Here is a 5,791-nt window from a genome sequence, read left to right on the forward strand (position 1 = left end):
GAGGCGACCTCCCAGACATCGACCTCGGCCTCGAAATGGTCGCGGCGGTCGCCCCGGATCGGGACCCGCCGGATCAGGTTCCAGGCCAGCAGCTCCTTGAGGGAGTTGGAGACGTTGGACCGCGCCATCTCCAGCGTGACCGCGATGTCCTCGGCGGTCATCGGCTTGTCGGCGGTCATCAGGAAGGCGTGGATCTGGGCCACCGAGCGGTTCACGCCCCAGAAGCCGCCCATCTCGCCCCAATGGAGGACGAAGCGTTCGAGCGATCCGGGAAGTTTCTTTATTTCTGTCATTACAGAAATATCAGACATGACAGATCATGAGTCAATCGCGCGCCGAGACTGGACGCTGCGACCTAAAGTCCCTGGGCGATCTTCTCGAGGCGGGCGGCGACGGCGTTCAGCGCCTCGGCGACGCCGTCGGTGGTGGCGACCGGCTCGCCCACAGGGGCGGAGCCGCCGCCGTTGGTGCGGGCCTCGTGCAGTTCGTCGGCCAGCAGCAGGCCGGCCATCAGGAACAGGCGCAGGTCGCCGACGTGCCCGACCTCGCCCGACACCTGCCGGACGTGACCGTCGAACTCGGCGGCCAGGGCGCGGACCCGGTCTTCCTGACCGTCAGCGCAGCCGACGGCGTAGGGACGGCCGTTGATCTCGACCGTGACGGTGGCCATCAGCGCCCCTCCTGTTCGGAGAGGGTCAGGCGAATCGCATCGGCGGCGCGGGCCAGGGTCTCGGCGGCGTCGCGGCCGGCGGCCTCGAGCTCGTGAATCCGGGCGCGGTCGGTCTCGCTGGACGGCTGGGGCGCGAACAGATCATCTTCGGGCACGCGGCTGCTTCCCGCAGCGCGGCTTTTCAGGTCGAGCAGACGGCGTTCGAGCAGGGCGAGAGCCCGATCAACGCGATCCTTTGCGGCCGATGCAGCATCCATCCGGTCAGAACCTCCAGAATCCGTATAGAACCCGCGCACGCGTCGGGGTAAAGCGGCGCGCCTCCCTTTTTCCGCCTTCCGACGAAAGGTCTCCACAGTGACCGACGCCAAAGCCGTATCCGCGAAAGCCACTCCGAAGCAGATGGCCGACGCCATCCGGGTCCTGGCGATGGATGGTGTAGAGAAGGCGAAGAGCGGCCACCCGGGCATGCCGATGGGCATGGCGGACGTGGCGACCGTGCTGTTCTCCAAGTTCATGAAGTTCGATGCGAGCCGTCCCGACTGGGCCGACCGCGACCGCTTCATCCTGTCGGCGGGCCACGGCTCGATGCTGATCTACGCCCTGCTGCACCTGACCGGATACAAGGCCGCGACCAAGGAAGAGCTGTCGAACTTCCGTCAGTGGGGGTCGAAGACGGCGGGTCACCCCGAATACGGACACATGCCGGGCGTCGAGGTCACTACCGGCCCGCTGGGTCAGGGCCTGGCCACCTCGGTCGGCTTCGCGCTGGCCGAGCGTCATTTGGCGGCCAAGTACGGCGACGATCTGGTGGATCACCGCACCTGGGTCATCGCCGGCGACGGCTGCCTGATGGAAGGCGTGTCGCAGGAAGCCATCGCCCTGGCCGGCCGCCTGAAGCTGAACAAGCTGACAGTGCTGTGGGACGACAACGAGATCACCATCGACGGCAAGGTGTCGCTGTCGGACGCCACCGACCAGAAGGCGCGCTTCAAGGCCGCCGGCTGGGCCGTGAAGGCCGTCGACGGGCACGACATGAAGGCCATCAAGTCGGTGCTGGCCTGGGCCGCCAAGCAGGACAAGCCGACGCTGATCGCCTGCAAGACCAAGATCGGCAAGGGCGCCGCCACCATGGAAGGCAGCCACAAGACTCACGGCGCGGCGCTGGGCGCGGCCGAGATCGCCGCCACCCGCCTGGGCCTGGCCTGGGATCACGATCCCTTCGAAATGCCGGAGAACATCCTGTCGGCCTGGCGCAAGGTCGGCCGTCGCGGCGCCAAGGACCGCAAGGCGTGGGAAGCCCGCCTGAACGCCTCGAAGCAGGCGGCGGACTTCACCCGCGCCATGAAGGGCGACCTGCCGGACGGCGCCTTCGCCAAGCTGGACGCCAAGATCGCCGAACTGGTCGAGACCAAGCCCGCCCAGGCCACGCGCCAGTCGTCGGGCGCGGCGCTGGACGAACTGTTCGCGGCGGTGCCGGAACTAGTCGGCGGCTCGGCCTACCTGACCGGTTCGAACAACACCTTCGTCAAGGACACGCCGATCCTGGACGCCCCGACCTATGAGGGCCGATACATCAACTACGGCATCCGCGAGTTCGGCATGGCCGCGGCGATGAACGGCCTGGCGCTGCACGGCGGGGTCATCCCGTACGGCGGCACCTTCATGGTGTTCTCGGACTACAGCCGACCGGCGATCCGCCTGGGCGCCCTGATGGGCGTGCGCGCGATCCACGTGCTGACCCACGACTCCATCGGCCTGGGCGAGGACGGTCCTACCCACCAGCCGGTCGAGCACCTGGCCGCCCTGCGCGCCATTCCGAATCTGCTGGTCTTCCGCCCGGCCGACACGATCGAGGCGATGGAAGCCTGGAAGATCGCGCTGCAGACCAAGGACGCGCCGTCGGCCCTGGCCCTGTCGCGTCAGAAGACCGCCGCCGTGCGTGTCACGGCCTCGTCGGAGAACCTGACGGCCAAGGGCGCCTATGAACTGCGCGCCGCCAACGGCGAGGCGAAGGCGACCCTGTTCGCCACCGGCACCGAGGTTCCGCTGGCCCTGGCCGCCGCCGACCAGCTGGAAGCCGAAGGCACGCCGACCCGCGTGGTCTCGGTTCCCTGCTTCGAGCTCTTCTTCCAGCAGCCCAAGGCCTATCAGGCCTCGGTCATCGGCCGGGGCACGGTGCGCGTCGCCGTCGAGGCCGCGATCCAGCAGGGTTGGGAGCGCTTCATCGGCGAGGACGGCGCCTTCGTGGGCATGACCGGCTTCGGCGCCTCGGCCCCGGCGGAAGTGCTGTACGAGAAGTTCGGCATCACCACCCAGGCCGTGGTCGCGGCGGTCAAGGCGCGGCTGTAAGGCCGTGTCCCGCCTCGGCGCCGTCAGCCTGCTGGTCCGTGACTACGACGAAGCGATCGCCTTCTATGTCGGCAAGCTCGGCTTCGATCTGACCGCCGATATCGACCAGGGCCGCAAGCGCTGGGTGACGGTGACGCCCAAGGGCGGAGACACCGACCTTGTGCTGGCCAAGGCCACGACGCCGGAACAGGTCGCCCGCATCGGCGATCAGGCCGGCGGGCGGGTCTGGCTGTTCCTGGAGACCGACGACTTCGCGCGCGACCACGCCGCATGGACGGCGGCGAGCGTCGTCTTCCGGGAGGCGCCGCGGCATGAACCCTATGGCGTGGTGGCGGTGTTCGAGGACCTGTACGGCAACGCCTGGGACCTGATCGAACCCGCCAAAGGAGAGACCGTCTGATGATCCGCGCCGTCGCCGCCCTGATCGCCCTGCTGGCTTTCGCGACCCCCGCGGCCGCGCAGACCACCGGCCCCGAGCCGACGCCCATCGTCATCGGCCAGTCCTACGCCCTGCCCTCCGCGACCTATGGCGGGACGCGGGAGATCAACGTCTGGTTGCCGCCCGGCTATGCCGAGAGCGGCAAGACCTATCCGGTGCTCTACCTGCTGGACGGCGGGCAGGCGCAGGACTTCCACCACATCTCGGGCCTGGCCCAGCTGGGGACCATCGTCGGCACGACGCGGGACGTGATCGTGGTCGGCGTCGCCTCGGTCGACCGCCGCAACGAACTGGCCCTGCCGACCGAGGATCCGGAACTGATCGCCCGCTATCCGGCGCAGGGTCAGTCGGCGCGCTTCCGCGACTTCCTGTGGAAGGAGGTCCAGCCGTTCGTGGAGGGCCGCTTCCGCACCAACGGCGAGACGGCCCTGATGGGCGAGTCTCTGGCGGGCCTGTTCGTGGTCGAGACCTTCCTGAAGGAGCCGCAGCTGTTCGACGCCTACGTCGCCGTCAGCCCCAGCCTGTGGTGGGACGGCGGGCAGCTGGCGCGACAGGCCGGAGCCCATCTGCGGGATCACTCGAACGATCCCCGCACCCTCATCCTGACCATCGCCGACGAGGGCGGGGAGATGCAGGCGGCCATGGACGTGCTGGTGGGCAATCTGCGCCAGTACGCCATGCCCGGCGTGACCTGGGACTATCAGCCCCGCCCGACCGAGAACCACGCCACCATCTATCACGGCGCGGCGCTGGACGCCTTCCGGCGGCTGTACGCCGTCCCGCCCGAAAACTGACTGGAGATCCCGCGATGAAATTGGGAACGCCGCTGTCCGACACCGCCGTGCGGGTCATGCTCCTGGGTTCAGGCGAACTGGGCAAGGAGGTGGCCATCGAGCTGCAGCGGCTGGGCGCCGAGGTGATCGCGGTGGATCGCTATCCCAACGCCCCGGCCATGCAGGTGGCGCACCGCAGCCACGTCATCCCGATGACCGACCCGCAGGTGCTGAACGGCGTCATCATGGCCGAGGCGCCGCACATCATCGTGCCGGAGATCGAGGCCATCGCCACCGAGGTGCTGGCCCATATCGAGGCCGCCGGCCTGGCGACCGTGATCCCGACCGCGCGCGCGACCCAGCTGACCATGAACCGCGAGGGCATCCGGCGGCTGGCGGCGGAAGAACTGGGCCTGCCGACCAGCCCCTACGCCTTCGCGACCTCGGCGGCCGAACTGGCGGAAGCGGCGCATCGCATCGGCCTGCCGGTGTTCGTGAAGCCGGTGATGTCGTCCTCGGGCAAGGGCCAGTCGATGATCGAGGCGCTGGAGGACGCGGGCGCCGCCTGGGCCTACGCCCAGTCCGGCGGACGGGTCGAGACGGCGACGGTGATCGTCGAGGGCCGCATCGACTTCGATTTCGAGATCACCCTGCTGACCGTGCGCTCCAAGGCGGCGGACGGCTCGATCGCGACCTCCTTCTGCGCGCCCATCGGCCACCGGCAGGTGAAGGGCGACTATGTCGAGAGCTGGCAGCCGCAGGCGATGAGCGCCGCCGCCCTGGCCTCGGCGCAGGATATCGGCGCCAAGGTCACGGACGCGCTGGGCGGCCTGGGCGTGTTCGGGGTCGAGCTGTTCGTAAAGGGTGACCAGGTCTGGTTCTCGGAAGTTTCGCCCCGTCCGCACGATACCGGACTGGTCACCCTGGCGACCCAGACGATGAGCGAATTCGCCCTGCACGCCCGCGCGATTCTGGGCCTGCCGGTCGATGTCAGCCAACGCGACATCGGCGCCAGCGCGGTGATCTACGGCGGCATGGACGCCGTAGGGATCGCCTTCGAGGGCGTGGCCGAGGCCCTGTCGGTGCCGACCGCCGACCTGCGGCTGTTCGGCAAGCCCGAGAGCTTCGAGCGCCGCCGCATGGGCGTGGCCCTGGCCCGGGGCGCGGACACCGACCAGGCCCGCGAGCGCGCCCGCGAAGCGGCGTCGCGCGTGAAGCCGGTCGCGAACTGAGCCGCGCCTAGAACTCTTCCCAGCCGTCCTCGACCGCGTGCGGCCGGGGCGCCGCGCCGCCGCGACCGACGGTCCGCATCTGCGCGACCGGGCGGGCCTGCGTGCGGGCGGTCTGCGGCTGGGCCGCCGCGCCCGAGGTGCGGAAGCGTGACACCGAACTGGCCAGCACATCGGCTTCCTGCGACAGCGAGTGGCTGGCGGCGGTCGACTGCTCGACCATGGCGGCGTTCTGCTGGGTGGCCTGGTCCATCTGGTTGACGGCGGTGTTGACCTGCTGAAGGCCGGTGGCCTGTTCCTGGGCCGAGGCGGCGTTCTCGGCGACCACGCC

7 protein-coding genes and 1 pseudogene are annotated in these 5,791 nt (G+C 69.3%); 4 read left to right on the forward strand and 4 right to left on the reverse strand.

Annotation, left to right across the window (positions count from 1 at the left end):
• From Q0C81_RS15020 to Q0C81_RS15030, 3 genes are all read right to left on the reverse strand, one after another.
• Positions 1 to 293, reverse strand: a 293-nt coding sequence (locus Q0C81_RS15020) for a MarR family transcriptional regulator (protein ID WP_291839672.1), incomplete at its 3' end; no start/stop codon positions are given.
• Positions 294 to 355: 62 nt separating this feature from the next.
• Positions 356 to 670, reverse strand: coding sequence for a cell division protein ZapA (locus tag Q0C81_RS15025; RefSeq protein ID WP_291839674.1), 315 nt, complete (start codon positions 668 to 670; stop codon positions 356 to 358).
• Positions 670 to 1,083, reverse strand: a complete 414-nt coding sequence (locus Q0C81_RS15030; RefSeq protein ID WP_291839676.1) for a hypothetical protein — start codon at positions 1,081 to 1,083, stop codon at positions 670 to 672. Before Q0C81_RS15030 ends, Q0C81_RS15025 begins: the two co-directional genes overlap by 1 nt.
• On the opposite strand from Q0C81_RS15030, the gene tkt reads away from it, so the two are divergent.
• The 4 genes from tkt to purT are packed head-to-tail and all read left to right on the forward strand — an operon-like array spanning position 1,070 to position 5,463.
• Positions 1,070 to 3,019 carry a transketolase gene (gene tkt, locus Q0C81_RS15035; RefSeq protein WP_291839678.1) on the forward strand — a complete coding sequence of 650 codons (1,950 nt, stop codon included), beginning with the start codon at positions 1,070 to 1,072 and terminating at the stop codon, positions 3,017 to 3,019. The two genes, Q0C81_RS15030 and tkt, sit on opposite strands and share 14 nt — an antisense overlap.
• A 4-nt stretch (positions 3,020 to 3,023) precedes the next feature.
• Positions 3,024 to 3,419, forward strand: coding sequence for a VOC family protein (locus tag Q0C81_RS15040; RefSeq protein WP_291839681.1), 396 nt, complete (start codon positions 3,024 to 3,026; stop codon positions 3,417 to 3,419).
• Positions 3,419 to 4,252 carry an alpha/beta hydrolase-fold protein gene (locus tag Q0C81_RS15045; RefSeq protein WP_291839684.1) on the forward strand — a complete coding sequence of 278 codons (834 nt, stop codon included), beginning with the start codon at positions 3,419 to 3,421 and terminating at the stop codon, positions 4,250 to 4,252. The genes Q0C81_RS15040 and Q0C81_RS15045 overlap by 1 nt, the downstream gene beginning before the upstream one ends.
• A 14-nt stretch (positions 4,253 to 4,266) precedes the next feature.
• Complete coding sequence (gene purT, locus Q0C81_RS15050; RefSeq protein ID WP_291839687.1) at positions 4,267 to 5,463, forward strand: formate-dependent phosphoribosylglycinamide formyltransferase; 1,197 nt, start codon at positions 4,267 to 4,269, stop codon at positions 5,461 to 5,463.
• Between the two features lie 7 nt (positions 5,464 to 5,470).
• On the opposite strand, the pseudogene Q0C81_RS15055 reads toward purT, so the two are convergent.
• Positions 5,471 to 5,791 (reverse strand): annotated as a pseudogene (locus Q0C81_RS15055) (chemotaxis protein); the annotation flags it as partial.

The organism is Brevundimonas sp., from assembly GCF_023259385.1.
In the GTDB taxonomy this organism is placed as follows: Bacteria; Pseudomonadota; Alphaproteobacteria; order Caulobacterales; family Caulobacteraceae; genus Brevundimonas.